We start from the raw sequence: 21,508 nt of genomic DNA, 5'->3' as shown, positions 1-21,508 counted from the left end.
GTTGCAAAAGTGTGAACAACTATGCAAAACGAGATTCATCAACGCGACCTGATCGTGGGGTTGCAAAAGGGGCTGGCGCTAATCCAGCTTTTCTCAAAGGCAAACCCGCGCTTAACGGTGCCGCAAGCGGCGAAGATGAGCGGGCTGACGCAAAGCGCCGCCCGCCGTTTTTTTCTGACGCTGGTGCATGATGGTTATCTGGCTACCGACGGACGTTATTACTGGTTAACGGCGAAAAACCTCCGCCTGGGGCAGGCGTACGTCGATTCTGCCCAGTTCCCGCGCATGGTGCGGCCGATCGTCGAGTACGTCGCCAGCCGCACCGAGGAACATGCGTCCGTTGGGGTCATTGATGATAACGAGCTGGTCTATATCGCCCGCAGCAAGCATACGCCGTTTAACTCAACCTCTGTGCGGCTTGGTGAACGAGTACCGATTCACTGCACCGCGGGCGGTCGTCTGTGGTTAGCCTCGTTGCCGGAAGCGGAATGTGAGGCTGTGTTGCAGCGTGTGACCCGCGAGCAGCGAACGCCTTACACGGTGACGGATGTACCGACGTTGATGGAGCGTATCGCGCAGGTTCGTCGTCAGGGGTATGCGACCATCGAGCAGGAGTTTGAGATTGGCATGCTGGTGATTGCGGTACCGCTAGCCGATAGGGAAGGGCTGTACTGGGGAGCGCTGAGTTTGACCAGCCATCAGTCGCGCACGTCGCTGGAGGCATTGTGTCGGGATCATCTTGATTTGCTGTATAGCGCACAGGCGATGCTGGTGGGCTAGGCAGGTGAAAAAATTGGGTGCGTTGAGAATACCTGGCAACATCAAGAGTGGCGGGGATGACTCCCCGCCGGGTCTCTTACTTAACAGATTCGTAGGCTGTGAAGACGGCGACCTCCGTATGACCGCTGCGAATACGGACCGCGCAAAGATCTTTGCGCGTGACCAGCACCGACAACACGACGGTAATACAGAGGACGATCAGGGCAACAATCACTACCTTGTTCCGCTTCATAGCCTACTTCTCCTTGACCCGAAGGTCGGTAAGAGGCTAACCTAATGTTGCTACGCATTTAGGGGCCTCAGATTAATGTTAAGCGTCTTGCCGGACGCTGAATGTTATCTGGGGCTTTTGTCTATCTGCCTTTCACATCATGCTCAAGACAAATAGTCTCAAGCACCCGCCGCGATTTTATACCTCTTCCCCTTGAATGAGCCGCTTAAACGCCAGCCTCGCCAATATTTAGGAAAACATCAATATCGGGCACTTTTCTTCAGGTAATAAAAAACCCCGCCGAAGCGAGGTTTTTTTGTCAGACCGTGTGTCTTACCAGACGTAAGTCAGCAGGCTCTGTGAGTTAGGCACCATAAAGTCCACGGACATCATCACAGACAGCGCGGTAATGGCAATGATCGAGAAACCGAACAGCTTGCGCGCCCAGACCTTATCATCTTCCACTTTGTAACCGCGCAGCGCCATACCGAGCCACCAGACGCTCACTGCCGCTGCAACAACCAAGTATTTATACCCGGCGTAGCCGCCCAGAGAGAGCATCAATGTGGCCAGCGCAAACGCTACGATATACACCGTGATGTGGTTCTTCGCCACGGCAATGCCTTTCACTACCGGCAGAACCGGAATGTTCGCTGCCTGATAATCCTTGAAGCGGAAAATCGCGATAGCGTAGGAGTGAGGCATCTGCCACAGGCTGAAAATGGCCAGCAGAATTAACGCGCCGCTGTCGAAATCACCCGTGACCGCGCAGTAGCCAATCACCGGCGGCGCAGCGCCGGAGAGAGAACCAATCAGCGTGCCGTAAACGGAGTGGCGCTTCATGTACAGGCTGTAAACGCCGACATAAACCACGAACCCCATCACCCCCAGCCAGCAGGCGAGGGGATTGGCGCCGAACCACAGCAGCATGAAGCCAGCGAGACCCAGCAAGGTGGCGTAGACCAGCGACGTTTTTGGCGCAATCAGTCCCTTAACCAGCACTCGGTTCTTCGTACGTTCCATCTTACGGTCGATGTCACGATCGATGTAGTTGTTGAAAACACAACCCGAGGCGACCACCAGAGACACGCCGATCAGCGTCCAGGCGAACAGCGGATAATCGATGTGGCCCTTGGAGGCCAGCAGGAAACCGCCGATCACGGAGATCAGGTTGCCAAAAATGATGCCAGGCTTCGTTACTTGCAGGTATCGCTTAAACATACTCGCCGCTCTTAGTGAACCATCATGTTGTAGTTCAGGTTCCACATAATCCAGATGGAGCCTACCACCACGATGGCAATGATTATCACGGTAAAGACAAACGCGGTCATGTTCCAGCCTTCGTCAGACTTGCTGTTCATGTGCAGGAAGTACACCAGGTGTACGACGATCTGCACAACAGCGGTCACCAGAATGGTGCCGAGAATTGCCGCATGCGACGCGCTACCGGTCATTACCATCCAGAACGGGATCACCGTCAGGATGATCGACAGGATGAAACCTGTCATGTACGACTTCACGCTGCCGTGGGATGCGCCGCTGTGATCGTTAGAATGACTCATTACATCGCCCCCATCAGGTAAACAACGGAGAATACACAGATCCATACGACGTCCAGGAAGTGCCAGAACAGGCTCAGGCACAGAATACGCGTACGGTTAGTGCTGGTCAGGCCGCGGCGGGAAATCTGCACCATCAGCACCGCCATCCAGATAAGACCGGAGGTGACGTGCAGACCGTGAGTCCCGACCAGCGCAAAGAACGCCGACAGGAAGCCGCTGCGATCCGGGCCCATACCTTCAACAATCAGGTGATGGAATTCATAGATTTCCATCGCGATGAACCCGGCACCAAACAGGAAGGTGAGGGCGAGCCAGGAAACCACCTGGCTCTTGTTGTTTTTGTACATGGCGATAGCCGCCATGCCGTAGGTGATGGAGCTGAACAGCAGCAGTGCGGTTTCTACCAGCACGAACGGCAGTTCGAAGATATCTTTACCGGTTGGGCCGCCCGCCGTGCCGTTCACCAGAACGGCATAGGTGGCAAACAGCGTGGCGAAGATAATGCAGTCGCTCATCAGGTAGATCCAGAAACCGAAGACTTTCATCGGCCCTGTATCGTGATGCCCGTGTTCATGCGCGTGGGCGTTGTGCGCGAGAGTATCAGTTGCCATTTTTCAGCCCTGCCTTAGAAATCTCATCGAAATGCTGATTTTCCAGTTTTTCGACTTCCGCAACCGGCACGTAGTAATCCACGTCCTCGTCAAAGCTTTTGATAATCCAGGTGATCAGGATGCCAGCGAAGCCGACAATTGCCATCCACCAGATATGCCAGATCATGGCGAAACCAAACACCGTAGCGAAGGCGGCAATCACGATGCCCGCACCGCTGTTTTTCGGCATATGAATTTCTTCATACTGTGTTGGCTGCTTGTACGCTTCGCCTTTCTCTTTCATTTCCCAGAATGCATCGCGTTCGTGAATCTGCGGCACAATGGCAAAGTTATAGAACGGAGGCGGGGAAGAGGTTGCCCACTCCAGCGTACGGCCGCCCCATGGGTCACCGGTCAGGTCACGGTTCTGCTCGCGGTCGCGAATAGACACGTAGAACTGAATCAGCTGGCACAGGATACCGCAGGCAATCAGCGCAGCACCGCATGCGGCAATCACCAGCATCGGGTGGAACTGCGGATCAATTTGCTGGCTCAGGCGACGGGTCATACCCATGAAGCCCAGCACGTACAGCGGCATAAACGCGACGAAGAAGCCGATGATCCAGAACCAGAAGGCGCGTTTGCCCCAGGTCTCGTTCAGGGTGAAGCCAAAGGCTTTCGGCCACCAGTAGGTCAGACCGGCGAAGCAACCAAATACCACACCGCCGATGATCACGTTATGGAAGTGCGCAATCAGGAACAGGCTGTTGTGCAGTACGAAGTCTGCGCCCGGCACCGCCAGCAGAACGCCGGTCATACCGCCGACCGAGAAGGTCACGATAAAGCCGATGGTCCACAGCATCGCAGAGTTGAAGACGATGCGGCCCTGATACATGGTGAACAGCCAGTTGAAGATCTTCACCCCGGTCGGGATGGCGATAATCATCGTGGTAATACCGAAGAAGGCGTTAACGTTCGCGCCGGCACCCATGGTGAAGAAGTGGTGCAGCCAAACGATGAACGACAGGATGGTAATACACACGGTCGCCCACACCAGCGAGGTGTAGCCAAACAGGCGTTTACGCGAGAAGGTTGCCGCAACTTCAGAGAACACACCGAATACCGGCAGAACCAGGATATACACTTCCGGATGGCCCCAGGCCCAAATCAGGTTGATGTACATCATCATGTTGCCGCCCATATCGTTGGTAAAGAAATGGGTGCCCAGATAGCGATCCAGGGTCAGCAGCGCGATGGTAACCGTCAGAATTGGGAAGGAGGCGATAATCAGGATGTTGGCGCACAAAGATGCCCAGGTAAATACCGGCATCTTGAACATCGTCATTCCTGGCGCACGCATCTTGATGATGGTCACGAAGAAGTTAATACCGGTCAGAGTGGTACCAATACCGGAGAGCTGCAGCGCCCAAATCCAGTAATCGACCCCTACGCCCGGACTGTACTCAATTCCCGAAAGCGGCGGATAGGCCAGCCAGCCGGTCTGAGCGAATTCACCTACACCCAGCGACAGGTTAACCAGAACCACACCGACAACGGTGAACCAGAAGCTCAGGTTGTTCAGGAACGGGAACGCCACGTCGCGCGCGCCGATCTGTAACGGAACCACCAGGTTCATCAGACCGATAACGAACGGCATCGCCACGAAGAAGATCATGATAACGCCGTGAGCGGTAAAGATCTGGTCGTAGTGATGAGGCGGCAGGAAGCCTGCTTCCCCGGCGGAGGCCAGCACCTGCTGGCTACGCATCATAATGGCATCGGCAAAGCCACGCAGCAGCATGACGATAGCGACGATGACATACATGATGCCGAGTTTTTTGTGGTCGACGGAGGTCAGCCACTCGTTCCATAGATAGGACCACTTACCGAAGTAAGTGATGGCCGCCAGGAGAGCAAGTCCCCCGACGATAATGGCAGCCACCGTAACCACGATAATGGGTTCGTGGTAGGGCACTGCATCCAGTGTCAGTTTTCCGAACATCGTATTCTTCCTCGGCCCCTTAGTGAGCGGATTCCGCGTGGCTCATGTCCATGCCTTCCATTCCTTCGTGCGATGCGTGTTCGCCTTCCGGTTTAGACATGTTCATGCTCTTGCCGTGATCCATGAATTTGCTGGTCACTGCTTTAAACAAATCAGGTTTCACGCTGGAGAAGTACTCCACCTTGTTGTATTCGCTCGGTGCAGCCACTTTCTCGAATGCCGCCATGTCGTCCATGGTGTTCGGAGATTGTTTCGCTTTAGCGACCCACTGATCGAATGTGGCACGATCCGGCGTAGCAATGGCTTTGAACTTCATACCAGAGAAGCCCGGGCCGCTATAGCTTGCTGAGATACCGTCGTAGGTACCCGCTTCGTTAGCGATAAGATGCAGGTTAGTCTGCATGCCGGCCATGGCGTAAATCTGGCTGCCCAGACGCGGGATAAAGAAGGAGTTCATCACGGAGTTGGAGGTCACTTTGAACTGCACCGGTACGTTCGCCGGGAAAGCGATTTCGTTAACGGTAGCAATGCCCTGCTCCGGGTAGATGAAGAACCATTTCCAGTCCATGGAAACCACTTCAATGGTGATTGGTTTCTCGTCATGAACCAGCGGTTTGCTCGGTTCTAAAGAGTGAGTGGTTTTCCAGGTCAGAACGGCGAGGAAGATGATGATAAGAATTGGCACGGTCCAGACCACAGCTTCCACTTTGTTGGAGTGTGACCAGTTCGGGCTATACTTCGCATCTTTATTGCTCGCACGATACTTCCAGGCGAAACCAACAGCCATCAAGACGGCCGGTATCACGACGATCATCATCAGGCCGAAGGCCGTCAGAATCAGCGAACGCTGCTCCAGTCCAATCTGTCCTTTGGGGTCAAGTAGTGCAGAATCGCAGCCACTGAGTAATACAGTGCCGGCGATTAATGACAACCATCCCAAGTTTTTATTGTATTTCCTGAGTCTCATGTAACGACCTCAATTCCACGGGGTGTTGGTGGCGTTTAAAGTGTGTGGGCATTTTACGGGAAGGTTACATTACTGTAAACATCATTGGGGCTCTGTCAGTTATGTGTTACCGGGTTCTGCCGTGCTTGTCACAGATGTTGCCAAATGTGTCTATTTTTCAGGCGGAATGCCCATCTGACGGGCGTTATAACGAAAGGGGGGATAGGGGCGGGGTTAAGATGGCAATTGGTATAACCATTGCCAAAAATATACAATTAATTAACAAATAATCATCAAATAAAAGACAATTAAAAAACGAAAATTTAATTGGTCCGATGCTGAATCGGTTAAAGAAATAAAGCCTGTTTTAATCGTTCCAGTAATTTCCAGAATTCTAAAGCGCACAAAAGCGCAAATAAAAAATTTGATATACGATGCGTGAGTTATTATTACGCGTAGTGATTACAACGGATATGTCGCATTTTTTACTTATTTACCGGAACCGACGTTTTGCGCAGAGCCAGATAGTCCAGCAGGCAGCCGAAAACGATGCCAACAAAGGCAATCAGAACCCCCGCTTCCAGCACCCGTGCTGACCACGGTAATACGGAGAAATTCAGCGCATCGCTGATTAACATCAGCAGCCAGATGCCCAGCAGAACAACACCCACTAACAGCAGACGCAGCGCCAGACGATAGCCGCCGCTGTAGGCCGTGCGTGGCATAAACTGCTCGGTTTGCTGGGTATACTCCAGCGTTCGTCGGCAGACGAGCAGCAAGAAGATTCCCGGCACGGCGGCGACCACGGAGAAAAGATAGAAGGTTGGCCAGCCGTGGGCTTCAACGAACCAACCGGCAATTGGCCCCACGTACACGCGACCTACGGCAGAGAGTGCCGACAGTAGGGCAAACTGGGTGGCGGAAAACGACTTATTGCATAACGTCATCAGCAACGCGACGAACGCCGCTGTGCCCATGCCGCCGCACAGGTTTTCAAAGAACACCGCCGCCGCCATGGAATAGAGATGTTTGTCGGTTACCGACAGCATCCAGTAACCGGCGTTGGAGACGCCTTGCAAAATACCGAAAATGAGCAGCGCGCGGAACAACGTCAGGCGTTGCATCAGCACGCCGCCGTACAGCGCACCGACGATGGTCGCAAATAAGCCAAGGGTTTTGTTGACCATACCAACCTGGCCTGCGTCAAAGCCGACGCCGCGAATCAGGAAGGTGGTGGTCAGGCTCATGGCGAAGGCATCGCCGAGTTTGTACATTACAATCAGCAGCAGAATCAGCCACGCGTTATTGCGGCTAAAGAAATCTTTTAACGGCGCAACCACCGCTTGCTCAAGGCTTTTAGGCACCGGAATAACATCGCTTGGTTCCGGTGCCAGCAGCGTGGCGATAATACAGGGCACCAGTAGCGCGGCCATTAACCAGTACATGCCCTGCCAGCCTAGCCACTTATCGGCAAGCCACAGCGCTAAACCGCCGGAAACCAGCATTCCCAGTCGATAGCCCAGCACGCTAATCGCCGCGCCGGCCCCGCGCTCTTCGGCGGGCAGCACGTCGGTTTTCCAGGCGTCGAAGACGATATCCTGTGAAGCAGAGCAGAAGGCGATGACGACCGCCAGTGCCGCCATCCAGCGCAGCTGTGAGGCGGGCTCAAGGAAACCCATCGCCGCGATGGCGACAAGCAGTAAACATTGGGTGGTGAGCAGCCAGCCGCGACGTCGCCCAAGGAATGGCGGCGTATAGCGGTCCATGACCGGAGACCAGAGAAACTTAAACACATATGCCTGTCCGACAAGCGAGAAGAAACCGATGGTTTTCAGGTCGATATTCTCAACCGTCATCCACGCCTGTAGCGTCCCTGAGGTCAGGGCAAGCGGTAAACCGGACGCAAAGCCAAGAATCAGCAGAATGGCTGATTTCGGTTGCTGAAAAATTCGCAGATAGTGAGCAGACATAGGTGTATACGTTCAGACCCGGCGAGGTGCCGGGTCTGAGACAGGATTAACGGGCGTTCTGTTTGATGAAATCGTGGATCGCGGTGTCCTGCGCCATATCGGCGATGGTATCGCCCAGCACGCTATCAACGGTATCGGAAATGTTCTTGTTGGAAGCCTGGAATGCGCCTTCAACGGAATAGTTAGAACGGTAGTTTTTGGTCATCTTGTTACCGTTCGCGGCGGTCGCGATGATAGCGATATCCGCTTTGGTATTGATGTTGTAACGCACGTTACCCTGGGAAACGTCGGCGTACAGCTGATTAACGATGATCTGCAGGTTTACCGCACCGTTCGGGCCAATCATGTAGCCGCGCGCGGTCATCTGTTTTTCCAGCACTTCTTGCATCAGGAAGCGCAGGTCGCGGGAAGCTGTCAGGGTCACCAGCTGGTTGTTGCGAGTCACTTTCGCCAGCGCCTGATCCTGACGCTGGTCGGCGCCGGTAATGCTGACGGTGACGCCCATCAGGCTAGGATCCTGCTGAGGCAGTGTGATTTTCGGCGACACGTCAACGGTGGTCGGCGGCGTTGCGCATCCTGCCAACATAAACAGTGCTACCAGTGGGAAGAGGATTTTTTTTAACATGTTAGGGTTCTCAAACGCATTGTTTACTGAAAATTCCCGTCATCATAACATCGCCAACGGTCAGGGGAAGTAGGCAATGCATGTAATTTCATCGCGTTGGTGCTTTTCTGCGCCAGGGATCGTTTTGCAGGTGGATTTCAGATGAGAACGGATTGTAAAAGGCGTTAACTTCATCTACTTGACAAATAAAATGGGGCGAACGCTAATTTTTTGTTGCCTTTGTGTAATGGAGTCAGTAAAAGCGGCTAACATTTAAAGGGATAGGCGGCATCTTAACGTTGTCGGAGGAGTAATATCATGATGATGCGTGAACAAATCGAAGAAAAATTAAGGGCAGCGTTTGATCCAGTGTTCCTGGAAGTTGTCGATGAAAGCTACCGCCACAACGTACCGGCAGGCTCAGAGAGCCACTTTAAAGTTGTGCTGGTGAGCGATCGATTTACCGGGGAACGCTTCCTGAATCGCCACCGAATGATCTATGGCACCCTAACAGAGGAGTTTGCCTCCACCGTACATGCTCTGGCTCTGCATACCTACACGCGTAAAGAGTGGGAAGGTTTACAGGATACCGTTTTTGCCTCGCCGCCGTGTCGTGGCGCGGGGACTATCGCGTAGAAAAGGCATTTGCAACGCGGAACTTTTCCAGTATGTTGCGTACAGATTATGAGAAAACGGCCTGCGGGCCGTTTTGTTTTGTCTGAATTTTGAGCGCTAAAAACAGTATTCAGACAAAAATTAGCCGGGAATTGTGAAAAATGCCGCAGCAACGCGTGATAACCGTTCTCGACTCATAAAAGTGATGCCGCTATAATGCTGCGTCTTATTTTTCGGAATGTCTTCGGGATGATTCTGGCTACAGGGAATGGTTTCTGATTAAAAGAGAACGTCCCAGTACTGCAAGGCATGATTCAGAGTTGACCGAGCACTGTGATTTTTTTGAGGTAACAAGATGCAAGTTTCAGTTGAAACCACTCAGGGCCTTGGCCGCCGTGTAACGATTACTATCGCTGCTGACAGCATCGAGACCGCTGTAAAAAGCGAGCTGGTCAACGTAGCGAAAAAAGTACGCATTGACGGTTTCCGTAAAGGTAAAGTACCGATGAATGTTGTTGCTCAGCGTTATGGCGCTTCCGTGCGTCAGGACGTGCTGGGTGACCTGATGAGCCGCAACTTTGTTGATGCGATCATCAAAGAGAAGATCAATCCGGCTGGCGCACCGAACTACGTTCCGGGCGAATACAAGCAGGGTGAAGACTTCACCTACGCAGTAGAATTCGAAGTGTACCCGGAAGTTGAGCTGAAAGGCCTGGACGCTATCGAAGTTGAAAAACCGGTTGTTGAAGTGACCGAAGCCGACGTTGACGGCATGCTGGACACCCTGCGTAAGCAGCAGGCTAACTGGAAAGACAAAGACGGCGCTGTTGACGCTGAAGACCGCGTAACCGTTGACTTCATCGGTTCCGTAGACGGCGAAGAGTTCGAAGGCGGCAAAGCGACTGACTTCGTACTGGCAATGGGCCAGGGTCGTATGATCCCGGGCTTTGAAGACGGTATCAAAGGCCACAAAGCAGGCGAAGAGTTCACCATCGACGTGACCTTCCCGGAAGAATACCACGCTGAAAACCTGAAAGGTAAAGCGGCTAAGTTCGCGATTACCCTGAAGAAAGTTGAAGAGCGTGAGCTGCCGGAACTGACTGCTGAATTCATCAAACGTTTCGGCGTTGAAGATGGCACCGTTGAAGGCCTGCGCGCTGAAGTGCGTAAAAACATGGAACGCGAGCTGAAAGGCGCGGTACGTAACCGTGTTAAATCTCAGGCGATCGAAGGCCTGGTGAAAGCCAACGAAATCGACGTTCCGGCTGCTCTGATCGACAGCGAAATCGACGTTCTGCGTCGTCAGGCTGCTCAGCGTTTCGGTGGCAACCAGCAGCAAGCGATGGAACTGCCGCGCGAACTGTTCGAAGAGCAGGCGAAACGCCGCGTTGTTGTTGGCCTGCTGCTGGGCGAAGTGATTCGTACCCACGAGCTGAAAGCTGACGAAGCACGCGTTGCTACTCTGATCGAAGAAATGGCTTCTGCCTACGAAGATCCGAAAGAAGTGATTGAATTCTACAGCAAAAACAAAGAGCTGATGGAAAACATGCGCAGCGTCGCTCTGGAAGAACAGGCTGTTGAAGCGGTTCTGGAAAAAGCGAAAGTGACTGAAAAAGCAACTTCCTTCAACGAACTGATGAACCAGCAGGCGTAATTTCGCTTCCCGGTTTACGGTTTTGAGAAAAGCCCGTTGCCTTTTGGTGACGGGTTTTTTTTGCCTATAGCATTGTGGGAGCAATAATCTTCCACATATGTGATATGTCTACCGTCAGTATCTTATCTGAAAATCATGAGCAACTTTGCTCGAGGATGTGCATCGCTTGTGAGTATCATGAATCCCTGGGGTTAAGTATCTATCTACTGCGTAATGTGTATTATAAGTTTGTGATTGATATCTCTTTTTATGGCTGAAATTTACTCAGAAATGAGGGGTTTTATTATTTTTTGGGTTTTGTATATATTTTTTTGTGAAGAATATAACATTTCTCTGTTTGTTATCAGGCTGATTGTGAGCCATCAGACGATTTCTTTAACTCGATACGAATTAGCGATATAAGTCGTTACTAAAGATGTTGATGATTGCCCTACGATGAATATCTTACCTTGGGTATGGGTAAACGATGGGGGCAACATGAACGAGCAGAAACAGTGGTTGAATACTGGGCAGGCGCTAACATGCTTTACGGTATCAGAGTCTCACGCAGTACGCTTTGCTGAGTTTTCCCCTCGCGAACCCCAGACATGGCCAATGGACTACCATTTTAGTAACGGTGGGGGGCCTCTGGAAGAGTCCTCTATCAGGCGGTTTTTTCTGCAAACTCAGGCATCACGTCTTGTCCATCCCACAGAAGCTATGCCCACACAAGAGGTTTATTTTAGTGCGGATAGCGACACGGTTTCTTTTTCTTCTTTTCGTCATGTTGCTTTTCATGAACAGCGTTGGCTAAGAACTGAACTCGTTGTTCCGTACACGGGGGATTATCACTTTCGGCTTGCAACGTGCGGCGGAGTTCGAATTTGGTGTGATGGACAGCTAGCGGCCTGTTTTACCCCATTTAGCCGAAATCGTTTGCAAGAACAAGAGATATCATTGCCATTGCGGGCAGGGAAAAATCAGATCCTTATCCATCTGGATGAACTCTTTGAACGTGATACGCTTTTTGTCATGCAGATGATTTACCTCAGTGAACCGACGCTAGGTGTTGCGTTATCTGGGATAGATATGCACTTGGTTAAAATGCTTAGCGCATTTGCATCTTCTTTACGTCCCCAGCTTGCTGTGCGGAATCACCAGGTCTGCATTGCGTGTCAACCGCTGGCATCGCCAGAAATGTTATATCTGAGCGGGGAACTGCATGGAATGGGGAACGATAATTTTACGCCCCGTCTTTGTGATTTTGGTGTAGCAAATATTACTCCAAACGGCCTCTTACTCACGCTCCCTGAGGATGTGGGCGAAGCACATTATCAATTGATCCTGACAATGCGCCTTGATGACGTGGTACTGAGGCATCATTTTGGTATTAATGTCTTACCTGACAACGATGAAATCCTGGATGATTCTCTGGATTTGGTTGAGCGTAAACATAACGCTCTGCGCTATACGGCAATGCATGGCATGGATCGTACTTGTCGATTACTGGCTATGATGCATTCAGGTCTGTATGAACCACAAGCAGAAGCATTGTTACTGAGTACGCTGGAACGGATTGATTCACGTGAAGATTGTTCGGACTTTTCGCTAGTGCCGTTACTTTGGATTTGGGCGGATCATCATGGTGAATATTTTTCTGCAGCGCAGTGGCAGCGTATTCGCTCAGTAATCCTTGGATATCGCTACTGGTACGATGAGCCTGGTAACGATGTGATGTGGTACTGGAGCGAGAACCATACACTTTGCTTCCATGTCGCACAGTACCTGGCGGGGCAATACTTCCCAGACGAAATGTTTACGGCTTCTGGTCGCAATGGACGTGAGCAAAAATTGCTTGCCGATAAACGGTTGATGCGTTGGTTTGCGGCTATAGAAGAGTATGGCTTCGTTGAATGGAATTCTGCGCCTTATTTCCCTGTGGATTATATTGGTCTGTTTGCGCTATATCAGTTGGCTCAGGATACGCAATGGCGTTTGCGGGCCCAGCGATTGATTGATCAACTTATGCGCTGGAGTGCTTTGCACTATGTGGGGGGAATTGCTGCCGGTACGATGGGGCGGGTTTATGAAAAAGAATTGCTGGCGGCGAACTTAACCGAGTTATCCGCGTGGGGGGCGGTTGCCTGGGGAGGCGGGAGTGTTAATCGCAAATGTGCGTCGTTACCCATGTTCTGTGCCAGTGATTATCAACCGCCTCAGGATACATTTGATATTGCTCGCTTAACGCGGGGAAAATTGAGCGCATGGTATGAATGTGGCGGCGGCAAGATTGTTGTCTGGAAGCAGCCTGCCGTAGCGCTCTCTTCGTGTATTGATCACCATAGCGGTAAACCGGGACACCAGCAGCATCTGGTTGATATTCAATTTGTGGCTAATCATACGGCGAAAATGTGGGTTAATCATCCTGGTGATGCTGTGCCGGGCAGTGAGAAGCGGCCTTCATTCTGGGCCGGTAATGGAATTATGCCTCGGGTTATGCAAGCACATCATCGTGTGCTAATGCTGTGGAATATCCCTGAGGAAAATCCTTTTGGCTGGACGCATCTTTATCTTGACCAAAATGCTTTCGATCAACTTGTTATTTTACCTCAAGGATGTGCGGTACGTTCGGGTCATGGGTTTGCTGCGGTACTGTGCTCAGCGCCATTAACAGCGATTACCAGTGGGCAGACTGCAGGTTGTGAATGGCGTGCTGAGGGGCGAAAAGTGGCTTGGTTCTTGACCGTCGGTGAGGGCGACGAAGCTGGTTTTTCCGCGTTTTGTCAACAGATGGCAGAACAGCGGCTGATCCTGACCGATCTCGGAGGAGAAGTCGTTGCTGGAAATAATGAAACGATGTCGTTAACGTGGATGGGAGAGTGCTATGTCGATGGTCAGGCAACAATTTTCCCAATTCTAAAGAAGAATGAACTACGTACCTTACTAAGCGATAAGGAGTAACGTAATAGCGTGTTTCTATTTGAATATACATTTTAAATTCAATATGGAAGTGGCAAGGATATTTCTACTATAGACTCAGGTATATATTAAGTTGTAATTGCATAAGTTTATTTTGGTGGATTTTATTGCCATGATGGAGTTATTAAAACTTTAGGGTTAATCAATGGCTAAAATAAATTTAATGGGTGCTTTTCAAACGTTTGGCGGAGCTATGGCTGTGCCGATCGCTTTTTTACCTTTTACTGGTTTGCTCTTGGCAATTACGGGTTTGCTAACTATGCCAGATATTGTAGGTGATTTGGCATTGCCGGACTCTAATTTTTATAAAGTTATTACCATTATTCAATCGGGTGCATGGACTATATTTCGTAACTTTCCATTGTTGTTTTGTATGGCTCTACCTATTGGATTAGCCAAAACGGCCCAAGCGCGTGCCGCTCTGGTTGCATTTTTTGCCTATATGGCCTACAACTATTTCACCAGCAGTATTTTACAATTCTGGGGGGCTGATTTTGGCGTTGATTTTAGCCAGGATGTTGGTAAGGAGAGTGGCCTGGCCATGGTCGGTGGAATTAAAACGCTGGATACTAGCATTGTTTTCTCATTGCTAATTGGTGGTATTGTTACCTGGATACACAATCGTTTTTTTGAAAAGAAACTATCGGAATATTTATCTATTTTTCAGGGAATGAGTTTGGTGTTTATTATCGCATTTTTTGCGATGATTCCCTTGGCTTACTTAACTTGTTTAATATGGCCTAAGATTCAGCTAGGTATTAATGCCATGCAGACGTTTTATGTTAATGCTGGTGTATTGGGAATGGGTGTTTTTACTTTTATTAACCACTTTCTTGTACCCACTGGATTGCACCGTTTTGTTTATTTCCCTCTTTATTTCGGTCCAGCGGTTGTCGACGGAGGGTTGTACACTTATTGGATTGATCACGTAGCTACATTTGCCGCTTCAGCGGTACCGTTAAAAGAGCAATTTCCTGCAGGCGGTTATTGCCTTGAAGGAAATATTTGCGTATTTTGTTCGTTAGGTGCAGGATTGGCGATGTATTCAACGGCACATCCTGAGCAAAAACGCAAAGTAGCCGCACTTATCTTTCCTGCTATACTGACAGCAGTAACAGTTGGTATTACTGAGCCGATTGAATTTACCTACTTATTCATTTCACCAGTACTTTTTGCTATTAATGCATTAGTTGGCGCTATACTCTGCATGGTGTTATATATGGCTGGTGTTGTTGGATTTATGGGGGGAGGCATAAATGATATGATCCTCTTCAACTGGGTTTTTTATGCACAAAACCATGCTAATCTTATCTGGATTCATATAGCGCTTGGGTTGCTCTTTGCTGCGATTAATTTCTTTATCTTTCGTTACTTAATTCTGCGCTTCAATATCCTTACGCCGGGTCGTGGCAAAGCTAGTGAAGAAGTTCGTTTGTACTCTAAGCAGGATTACCGTAATAAACGTGCAACTAATGTACATCCTGATAAAGAAAAAGCTATAGCGATTCTACATTGTGTTGGTGGCAGCGATAATATTGACACAATTAGTAATTGCCAGACTCGATTACGCTTAGTTGTTCGTGAACCATCACTCGTTGCTGATGATACCGCATTGAAGCAGGCTGGGGCATTAGGCGTTATTCGCAAAGGAGAAAACTTACAAATAGTGATCGGCTTATCTGTCACCGTCGTGCGTGAGTATTTTGAGCAGGAGGTCCTGGCTGAGCGAGAAAAGAGTCAGCAAGAGGTATTATCAACGATTGCGGACTAAATACCATGCATCATATGAACAGGATATTATATAAAATGGATGATTTTATCTTGTATCTCTGTGTTTGTTATCAATGTAAATGATGCTTTTTGCGCAAAATGACTCACGTCATAATGTGGGGCTCATACCAGGTGTTTATTTTCGTGATACATATAGTGTCTTTGCGGATAATAGTTTTCAGAAGCTTGAAAATAGCAAGGGTGACAAGCAGGTAATAATTTGCACGATGTATGGAAATGGATTTCAATACATCGGTTTAACGAGAACTGCTTTACTCTGTATGCTGTACGAGAAGATACTGGTCGTAACGGAGTAAAAATTATCGGGCTTGCTGGTAATTTTAGTTATGACGGGAAAGATGCTCATTCACGTGTGATAGTTTCTAGTTTGCATGAATTGCAAGACCAATATGACTCTTGTTGTAGCGTTGCAGATATCCGCTATTTAGTTGAACCGATTTCTGGTTTATGGCTCATGGTGGCAGAGGCTAACGTCTATTTGCTGAAAGAGAATGTTGATCCCCAATACCCTGATGCTGCGAGCTTCTCTGGCTCTGACAATGCCGGATACAACAATATGTTAACCTAAAAACAGCGGACTGTTCACTGGGCGGCATCTGTCGCCCTTAGGACGAAACATTTAGCGCTGCACGAGATCCGCTAGCAGTAGCATGTATTGGCTTAACAACTCTCTCACGGGCGCCTGCAACACGACATAAGCTCTCTTCTGGTGATAGCTTCGAGACCATCTATCGTTTACGTATTCTTAGCTTGTTCTCGGTGGTTGATTAATATTTGCACGGAGATCCATCAATAAACTTTACCAGAATAGTGATGCTGAGTAGATACATTCTCTTTATAATCAATGAAGTATGATACCATTCCAGCCTCTGTCTTTCTGATAGGGGCTGATGCTACATCTCTCTACCAGCCGAACATGACGCCTCATTGCTTAAAGTTTGTTCTGTGGGAGCGGAAAGTGCGATAATCCGCCATTTTCGGTTACGTCGATAATCAATGTTAATGTGCTAAAACGCCGTTTGGGTGTTAGCGTAACAACAAAATATTGTTATGCTTGAAATAGGGTAAGATCGTACCCATTACTGGGGGAACGAATCACTCGCCGCATCTCTATAATCAGAAAGCTGTGGCTATTTTATTTATTATCCAGGAGACGGAAATGTCATACAGTGGCGAACGAGATAACTTTGCACCCCACATGGCCCTGGTGCCGATGGTCATTGAACAGACCTCCCGTGGCGAACGTTCTTTTGATATCTACTCCCGTCTGCTTAAAGAGCGTGTCATCTTTCTGACCGGCCAGGTGGAAGACCACATGGCAAACCTGATTGTGGCGCAAATGCTGTTTCTGGAAGCGGAAAACCCGGAAAAAGACATTTACCTGTACATCAACTCCCCAGGTGGCGTGATTACGGCTGGGATGTCTATTTATGACACCATGCAGTTCATCAAGCCGGACGTTAGCACCATCTGTATGGGGCAAGCGGCGTCGATGGGCGCGTTCCTGCTGACCGCAGGCGCAAAAGGTAAGCGCTTCTGCTTGCCGAACTCCCGCGTGATGATTCACCAACCGCTGGGCGGTTATCAGGGTCAGGCGACGGATATCGAAATCCACGCCCGTGAGATCCTGAAGGTGAAAGGACGTATGAATGAGCTTATGGCGCACCATACCGGCAAGTCTCTGGAGCAGATCGAAAGCGACACTGAACGTGACCGCTTCCTGTCCGCGTCTGAAGCCGTCGAGTATGGCCTGGTTGACTCAATTTTGAGCCAACGTAACTAATGTCATGACGGCACGTGCCGCTGCACGGTATATAATACTAAGGGCGGCACAACGCTTGCGTAGCAGCTTGCGCTTAAGAATGGCATTTGCGTCGTCATATGCGGCACAAAGAACTTAAAAAGAGGTTTTGACTCATGACAGATAAACGCAAAGATGGCTCGGGCAAACTGTTGTACTGCTCTTTTTGCGGCAAAAGCCAGCACGAAGTGCGTAAGCTCATCGCCGGCCCATCCGTGTATATCTGCGACGAATGCGTCGACTTATGTAACGACATCATTCGCGAAGAGATTAAAGAAGTGGCGCCGCATCGTGAACGCAGTGCTCTGCCGACGCCACACGAGATTCGCCACCATTTAGATGACTATGTTATCGGTCAGGAACAGGCGAAAAAGGTGCTGGCCGTTGCGGTCTACAACCACTACAAACGTCTGCGTAACGGTGATACTAACAACGGCGTTGAGCTCGGCAAAAGTAACATTCTGCTGATCGGCCCAACCGGTTCCGGTAAAACCCTGCTGGCCGAAACGCTGGCTCGCCTGCTGGACGTTCCGTTCACCATGGCGGACGCTACCACCCTGACCGAAGCGGGTTACGTGGGTGAAGACGTTGAAAACATTATTCAGAAACTGCTGCAGAAGTGCGACTACGACGTACAGAAAGCGCAGCGTGGTATTGTTTACATCGATGAAATTGACAAGATTTCCCGTAAATCTGACAACCCGTCGATTACCCGCGACGTGTCCGGCGAAGGCGTACAGCAGGCGCTGCTGAAGCTGATTGAAGGCACCGTAGCGGCCGTTCCGCCACAGGGTGGACGTAAGCATCCGCAGCAGGAATTCCTGCAGGTTGATACCTCGAAGATTCTCTTCATCTGCGGCGGCGCGTTTGCCGGCCTGGATAAAGTGATCGGTAACCGCGTTGAAACCGGTTCGGGTATTGGCTTTGGTGCGACGGTTAAATCGAAAACGGATAAGGCTAGCGAAGGCGAACTGCTGAGCCAGGTCGAACCGGAGGATCTGATCAAATTTGGTCTGATCCCTGAGTTTATCGGTCGTCTGCCGGTAGTCGCAACGCTGACTGAGCTGAGCGAAGAAGCGCTGATTCAGATCCTCAAAGAGCCGAAAAATGCCCTGACCAAGCAGTATCAGGCGCTGTTTAACCTCGAAGGCGTGGATCTGGAATTCCGTGATGAAGCGCTGGATGCCATCGCTAAGAAAGCCATGGCGCGTAAAACCGGTGCTCGTGGCCTGCGTTCGATCGTGGAAGCCGCGCTGCTCGAAACCATGTACGATCTGCCTTCCATGGAAGACGTTGAGAAAGTGGTCATCGACGAGTCGGTCATTGCCGGTCAAGGCGAGCCGCTGCTGATTTACGGCAAGCCGGAAGCGCAGCAGGCATCTGGCGAATAATTCATCAGTTCATACAATCAGTTAATCAAAAAGGGGGGATTTTATCTCCCCTTTTATTTTTCCGTATTCATAGCGTTGAATGTGTGGAATACATCCCCATATACTGGTTACATGTTAATGGTTGTGTGAAGCACAGTCGCATGACCAGTTTACCTGGCGGACACTAAACTAAGAGAGAGCTCTATGAATCCTGAGCGTTCTGAACGCATTGAAATCCCCGTATTGCCGTTGCGCGATGTGGTGGTTTATCCGCACATGGTCATTCCCTTATTTGTAGGGCGGGAAAAATCTATCCGTTGTCTGGAAGCGGCCATGGATCATGATAAAAAAATCATGCTGGTCGCCCAGAAAGACGCTTCAACGGATGAGCCGGGTGTAAACGATCTTTTCACCGTCGGGACCGTGGCCTCTATTTTGCAAATGCTGAAACTGCCTGACGGTACGGTCAAAGTACTGGTTGAAGGCCTTCAGCGTGCGCGTATCACCACGCTGTCTGATAACGGCGAGCACTTCTCGGCGAAGGCGGAGTATCTGGAATCGCCGGAGATTGAAGAGCGCGAGCAGGAAGTGCTGGTGCGTACGGCAATCGGTCAGTTTGAAGGCTATATCAAGCTGAACAAGAAAATTCCACCGGAAGTGCTGACGTCGCTGAACAGCATCGACGATCCGGCTCGCCTGGCGGACACCATCGCTGCGCACATGCCGCTGAAGTTGTCAGATAAGCAGTCCGTTCTCGAGATGTCCGACATCAACGAACGCCTGGAATACCTGATGGCGATGATGGAGTCGGAAATCGATCTGCTGCAGGTTGAGAAGCGCATTCGCAACCGCGTGAAAAAGCAGATGGAGAAATCTCAGCGCGAGTACTATCTGAACGAGCAAATGAAAGCCATTCAGAAAGAGCTCGGCGAGATGGACGACGCGCCGGACGAGAACGAAGCGCTGAAGCGTAAGATCGACGCGGCGAAAATGCCGAAAGAGGCGAAAGAAAAAACCGAAGCCGAACTGCAGAAGCTGAAAATGATGTCGCCGATGTCAGCGGAAGCGACCGTGGTACGCGGCTATATCGACTGGATGGTGCAGGTGCCGTGGAATGCGCGCAGCAAGGTTAAAAAAGACCTTCGCCAGGCGCAGGAGATCCTCGATACCGACCATTACGGCCTGGAGCGCGTCAAAGACCGTATTCTTGAGTATCTTGCGGTTCAAAGCCGTGTGAACAAAATCAAGGGGCCGATTCTGTGCCTGGTCGGGCCGCCGGGGGTTGGTAAAACCTCTCTGGGTCAGTCCATTGCCAAGGCGACCGGTCGTAAATACATCCGTATGGCGCTGGGCGGCGTGCGTGATGAAGCGGAAATCCGCGGCCATCGTCGTACCTATATTGGCTCGATGCCGGGCAAACTGATCCAGAAAATGGCCAAAGTGGGCGTTAAAAACCCGCTGTTCCTGCTTGATGAGATCGACAAAATGTCTTCTGACATGCGTGGCGATCCGGCTTCCGCACTGCTTGAAGTGCTGGATCCAGAGCAGAACGTGGCGTTCAGCGATCACTACCTGGAAGTGGACTACGATCTCAGCGACGTGATGTTCGTGGCAACCTCGAACTCCATGAATATTCCGGCGCCGCTGCTGGACCGTATGGAAGTGATCCGTCTTTCCGGTTATACCGAAGATGAGAAGCTGAACATTGCCAAACGCCACCTGCTGCCGAAGCAGATTGAGCGTAACGCCCTGAAAAAAGGCGAATTGACGGTGGACGACAGCGCAATCGTCGGCATCATCCGTTACTACACGCGTGAAGCGGGTGTCCGTAGTCTGGAGCGTGAAATCTCCAAGCTGTGTCGTAAAGCGGTGAAACAGCTGCTGCTCGACAAAACGCTGAAGCACATCGAGATTAACGGCGACAATCTGCACGATTACCTCGGCGTTCAGCGCTTTGACTACGGTCGCGCCGACGACGAAAACCGCGTGGGTCAGGTGACCGGCCTGGCGTGGACGGAAGTGGGCGGCGATCTGCTGACCATCGAAACCGCCTGCGTACCGGGCAAAGGCAAGCTGACCTACACCGGTTCGCTGGGTGAAGTGATGCAGGAGTCCATTCAGGCGGCGCTGACCGTGGTGCGCGCGCGCGCGGAAAAACTGGGTATCAACCCGGATTTCTACGAAAAACGCGATATTCACGTTCACGTGCCGGAAGGGGCAACGCCGAAAGACGGTCCGAGCGCCGGTATCGCAATGTGTACCGCGCTGGTTTCCTGCCTGACCGGCAACCCGGTGCGTGCAGACGTGGCAATGACGGGGGAAATCACTCTGCGTGGCCAGGTGCTGCCGATCGGCGGTCTGAAGGAAAAACTGCTCGCAGCACACCGCGGCGGCATTAAGACTGTTCTGATTCCTGACGAGAACAAACGCGATCTGGAAGAGATTCCGGACAACGTTCTGGCGGACCTGGACATTCATCCGGTGAAACGCATTGAGGAAGTTCTGTCCCTTGCGCTGCAAAATGAGCCGACCGGCATGCAGGTTGTAACCGCAAAATAGTGACCTCGCGCAAAGAGCGTTAATAAAAACCAGGCTGGCAAGCGTAAACTGACTTGCCAGCCTTTTTTTGTCTCGCTAATTTAGACGGCTGGCAG

The 21,508-nt window shown here is 50.7% G+C and carries 17 protein-coding genes; 9 read left to right on the top strand and 8 right to left on the bottom strand.

Features of this window, described 5'->3' with window-relative positions; translation table 11 throughout:
* The first annotated feature begins 21 nt into the window (after positions 1-21).
* Positions 22-780 carry an IclR family transcriptional regulator domain-containing protein gene (locus ABTW00_RS17825; protein WP_065356881.1) on the top strand — a complete coding sequence of 253 codons (759 nt, stop codon included), beginning with the start codon at positions 22-24 and terminating at the stop codon, positions 778-780.
* A 76-nt stretch (positions 781-856) separates the two neighbouring features.
* On the opposite strand, the gene ABTW00_RS17820 is transcribed toward ABTW00_RS17825, so the two are convergent.
* The 8 genes from ABTW00_RS17820 to ABTW00_RS17785 all read right to left on the bottom strand — a co-directional run bounded on the left by ABTW00_RS17820 (position 857) and on the right by ABTW00_RS17785 (position 8,686).
* On the bottom strand, positions 857-1,012 hold the full coding sequence (locus ABTW00_RS17820; RefSeq protein ID WP_064547905.1) for a Hok/Gef family protein: 156 nt from the start codon (positions 1,010-1,012) through the stop codon (positions 857-859).
* A 312-nt stretch (positions 1,013-1,324) separates the two neighbouring features.
* Complete coding sequence (gene cyoE, locus ABTW00_RS17815) at positions 1,325-2,212, bottom strand: heme o synthase (RefSeq protein ID WP_064547906.1); 888 nt, start codon at positions 2,210-2,212, stop codon at positions 1,325-1,327.
* Positions 2,213-2,223: 11 nt separating this feature from the next.
* Positions 2,224-2,553, bottom strand: coding sequence for a cytochrome o ubiquinol oxidase subunit IV (locus tag ABTW00_RS17810; protein ID WP_064547908.1), 330 nt, complete (start codon positions 2,551-2,553; stop codon positions 2,224-2,226).
* A complete protein-coding gene (locus tag ABTW00_RS17805; protein WP_064547910.1) occupies positions 2,553-3,164 on the bottom strand; it encodes a cytochrome o ubiquinol oxidase subunit III in 612 nt (203 codons plus the stop codon). Before ABTW00_RS17805 ends, ABTW00_RS17810 begins: the two co-directional genes overlap by 1 nt.
* The gene (gene cyoB, locus ABTW00_RS17800) at positions 3,154-5,145 is read right to left on the bottom strand and encodes a cytochrome o ubiquinol oxidase subunit I (RefSeq protein ID WP_064547912.1); all 1,992 of its coding nucleotides are present in this window, start codon (positions 5,143-5,145) and stop codon (positions 3,154-3,156) included. Before cyoB ends, ABTW00_RS17805 begins: the two co-directional genes overlap by 11 nt.
* Before the next feature lie 19 nt (positions 5,146-5,164).
* A complete protein-coding gene (gene cyoA / locus ABTW00_RS17795) occupies positions 5,165-6,112 on the bottom strand; it encodes a cytochrome o ubiquinol oxidase subunit II (RefSeq protein WP_064547914.1) in 948 nt (315 codons plus the stop codon).
* A gap of 464 nt (positions 6,113-6,576) precedes the next feature.
* The gene (gene ampG / locus ABTW00_RS17790) at positions 6,577-8,061 is read right to left on the bottom strand and encodes a muropeptide MFS transporter AmpG (protein WP_433636595.1); all 1,485 of its coding nucleotides are present in this window, start codon (positions 8,059-8,061) and stop codon (positions 6,577-6,579) included.
* A gap of 46 nt (positions 8,062-8,107) precedes the next feature.
* Positions 8,108-8,686 (bottom strand): lipoprotein, encoded by a 579-nt coding sequence (locus ABTW00_RS17785; RefSeq protein ID WP_065356880.1) that lies wholly within the window; start codon positions 8,684-8,686, stop codon positions 8,108-8,110.
* 297 nt (positions 8,687-8,983) lie between these two features.
* On the opposite strand from ABTW00_RS17785, the gene bolA reads away from it, so the two are divergent.
* From bolA to lon, 8 genes are all read left to right on the top strand, one after another.
* Positions 8,984-9,301: a transcriptional regulator BolA gene (gene bolA, locus ABTW00_RS17780; protein WP_064547920.1), complete on the top strand. Its 318-nt coding sequence runs from the start codon at positions 8,984-8,986 to the stop codon at positions 9,299-9,301.
* A 334-nt stretch (positions 9,302-9,635) separates the two neighbouring features.
* A complete protein-coding gene (gene tig / locus ABTW00_RS17775) occupies positions 9,636-10,934 on the top strand; it encodes a trigger factor (RefSeq protein ID WP_064547922.1) in 1,299 nt (432 codons plus the stop codon).
* Positions 10,935-11,369: 435 nt separating this feature from the next.
* A complete protein-coding gene (locus ABTW00_RS17770; RefSeq protein ID WP_433636591.1) occupies positions 11,370-13,874 on the top strand; it encodes a hypothetical protein in 2,505 nt (834 codons plus the stop codon).
* 163 nt (positions 13,875-14,037) lie between these two features.
* A complete protein-coding gene (locus tag ABTW00_RS17765) occupies positions 14,038-15,663 on the top strand; it encodes an alpha-glucoside-specific PTS transporter subunit IIBC (protein WP_065356878.1) in 1,626 nt (541 codons plus the stop codon).
* Positions 15,664-15,882: 219 nt separating this feature from the next.
* Positions 15,883-16,251, top strand: a complete 369-nt coding sequence (locus ABTW00_RS17760) for a hypothetical protein (protein ID WP_433636589.1) — start codon at positions 15,883-15,885, stop codon at positions 16,249-16,251.
* Between the two features lie 591 nt (positions 16,252-16,842).
* Positions 16,843-17,466 carry an ATP-dependent Clp endopeptidase proteolytic subunit ClpP gene (clpP, locus tag ABTW00_RS17755; protein WP_035894303.1) on the top strand — a complete coding sequence of 208 codons (624 nt, stop codon included), beginning with the start codon at positions 16,843-16,845 and terminating at the stop codon, positions 17,464-17,466.
* 134 nt (positions 17,467-17,600) lie between these two features.
* Entirely contained in the window at positions 17,601-18,875 is a 1,275-nt protein-coding gene (clpX, locus tag ABTW00_RS17750) for an ATP-dependent protease ATP-binding subunit ClpX (RefSeq protein WP_064547924.1), read from the top strand.
* 183 nt (positions 18,876-19,058) lie between these two features.
* Positions 19,059-21,413, top strand: coding sequence for an endopeptidase La (gene lon, locus ABTW00_RS17745; protein ID WP_064547926.1), 2,355 nt, complete (start codon positions 19,059-19,061; stop codon positions 21,411-21,413).
* Positions 21,414-21,508 lie beyond the last annotated feature (95 nt).

Origin of the sequence: Kluyvera georgiana (assembly GCF_050990895.1) — a bacterium.
GTDB classification, from domain to species: domain Bacteria; phylum Pseudomonadota; class Gammaproteobacteria; order Enterobacterales; family Enterobacteriaceae; genus Kluyvera; species Kluyvera georgiana.
The sequence above is the reverse complement of the archived record's forward strand: the minus strand, read 5'-3'. Positions and strand labels throughout refer to the sequence as shown.